Annotated in this window: 2 protein-coding genes; one reads left to right on the forward strand and one right to left on the reverse strand. The window is 63.8% G+C overall.

Annotated elements, in window-relative coordinates; all coding sequences use genetic code 11:
- Nucleotides 1–114: 114 nt before the first annotated feature.
- Nucleotides 115–1866 (forward strand): protein kinase, encoded by a 1752-nt coding sequence (locus tag ABYW26_RS13420; RefSeq protein ID WP_372605419.1) that lies wholly within the window; start codon nt 115–117, stop codon nt 1864–1866.
- Here ABYW26_RS13420 and ABYW26_RS13425 read toward each other — a convergent pair.
- A partial coding sequence (locus ABYW26_RS13425; protein ID WP_372605420.1) for an aminoacyl--tRNA ligase-related protein occupies nt 1863–2420 on the reverse strand: 558 nt, incomplete at its 5' end. The two genes, ABYW26_RS13420 and ABYW26_RS13425, sit on opposite strands and share 4 nt — an antisense overlap.

A 2420-nucleotide genomic window follows, 5' to 3' on the forward strand; every position in this document is an offset into this window, starting at 1 on the left:
CACTATAAAACCTCGCCCAAGCGCAACGCGCCGGCTTCGGTTCCGGCCGAATAATCTGATACACACATATTGCTCCGCCGGGCTGACCGGCGGAGCGACCTGTTGGAGCCGCCGATGCCAAAAGACAGCCGCAGCCAGACCGGATTGACGGTCAGTATCGGCCAGTATTCCGCGGCCGGGCGCAAGCCAGGCAATCAGGATTTCCACGGTGCTCTGGTTCCCACGGGCACCGCTTTGACGTTGAAAGGCGTGGTGATCGCCATTGCCGACGGCATCAGCTCTAGCCCGGTCAGCCGCGAGGCCGCCGAGACCGTGGTCAAAAGCCTGATGACCGATTATTACTGCACCTCGGACGCATGGACGGTGAAAACCGCTGCGTCTCGGGTGATTTCCGCAACGAACTCATGGATTTATGCCCAGAACATGCGCGCCGGGATCGGTGACATGGATCGCGGGCGGGTCACAACCCTGTCGGCGCTGATCCTCAAGGGTCGCGCGGGGCATTTGTTTCACGTCGGTGACAGCCGGATCTGGCGGGTCGCCGGAGACAGTCTTGAGCCACTGACCCAGGATCATCGGGTGACGCTGTCTTCGGTCGAAAGCTATCTGGGTCGGGCGATGGGGGCCGAGCGCGCGGTCGAGATCGACTATCGCAAGATCGACCTTGTGCCGGGCGATGTGTTCCTGCTGACCACGGACGGGGTGCATGACCACATGGACCCGCGCTTTGTCACCGCGCAAGTGCGGGGCGGTGACGATCTGGACACTGTCGCGCAACGCATTGCCGAGCAGGCGTTCCAGCAGGGCAGCACCGACAACCTGACGGTTCAGATCCTTCGGGTCGAGACGCTGGCCGATGCGAAAGCCGCCGATCTACTAGAGGCCGCGCTGGCGCTGCCCGCGCCGCAACCGCCCAATGCCGGGGATGAAATCGACGGCTTTCGCATCCAGCGCGCCCTGCATTCCAATGCCCGCAGCCATATCTACCGCGCCACCGCGCCCGATGGGCAGGCGGTTGCGCTGAAAATTCCCTCGGTCGATCTGCGCGACGATCCCGAATATCTGCGCCGGTTTTTGATGGAGGAATGGATCGCCCGCCGCCTGAACAGCGCCCATGTTCTGAAGGCCGCGCCGGCGCCCGAAACCCGCACTGCGCTTTATGTGCTGACCGAATATGTCGAAGGCCAGACCCTGCGCCAATGGATGACCGACAATCCGAACCCTGATCTTGAGACATGGCGCAACATGATCGACCAGATCATTCGCGGCCTACGGGTGTTTCACCGCCGCGAGATGCTGCATCAGGATTTGCGCCCGGAAAACATCATGATCGACCGGCATGGCACGGTGAAGATCATTGATTTTGGTTCGACCAGCGTGGCGGGCGTGCAAGAGGCCGCGCCTGCGGTCACCGATGACGACATCCTTGGCACGCTGCAATATACCGCGCCGGAATATTTCACCGGCGACCCGGCCAGCCCGCGCTCGGACCAGTTTTCGCTGGGGGTGATTGCCTATGAGATGCTGACCGGGCGCTTGCCTTATGGCGCCAAGGTGTCGCGCATCCGCAGCCGCCGCGATCAGCGCGCCTTGCGCTATCGCCCGGCGCGCAATGACAAGAACGCCGTGCCCGATTGGCTGGACGAGGCGCTGGAGCGCGCCGTCAACCCCGAGCCCGAGCGTCGCTATCCGGTGCTGTCGGAATTTTCAGCCGCAATCCGGGCGCCGGGCGCGTCCTATAAAGCGCGCCACAAACGCCCCTTGGCCGAGCGCAACCCGGTCGGGTTCTGGCAATCCGTCTCGGCCGCGCTGGCGCTGGTGGTTGTCGTGCTGTTGGTGCTGCTGGTGCGGCAGGGCGGCGGTTAGAGCAGTTCGCCTTGGGCGGTGATCCGGGTCTTGCCGCGCAGCCACGGATGCAGCGCCTCGGGCAGGGTGACCGAACCGTCCTCTTGCTGGCCGTTCTCCAGCACCGCGATCAGGCAGCGCCCCACCGCCAGACCCGAACCGTTCAGCGTATGCACGAATTCCGGCTTGCCACCCTCGGCGGGCTTGAAGCGGGCGTTCATGCGACGGGCCTGAAAATCGCCACAGGTCGAGACCGAGCTGATTTCGCGGTAAGTGTTCTGACCGGGCAGCCAGACCTCGATGTCATGGGTGCGCCGCGCGCCAAAGCCCATGTCGCCGGTGCACAGGACCACGGTGCGATAAGGCAGGCCCAGACGTTCCAGAATACCCTCGGCGCATTTGGTCATGCGCTGGTGTTCGGCTTCGCTGTCGTCGGGGCGGGTGATCGTGACCATCTCGACCTTTTCGAACTGGTGCTGGCGTAGCATCCCCGAGGTGTCGCGGCCGGCGCTGCCCGCTTCCGAGCGGAAACATTGCGTATGGGCGACATAGCGGCGCGGCAGATAGGTTTCTTC

The sequence above is a fragment of the Actibacterium sp. genome (genome assembly GCF_041584535.1).
GTDB lineage: Bacteria > Pseudomonadota > Alphaproteobacteria > Rhodobacterales > Rhodobacteraceae > Actibacterium_D.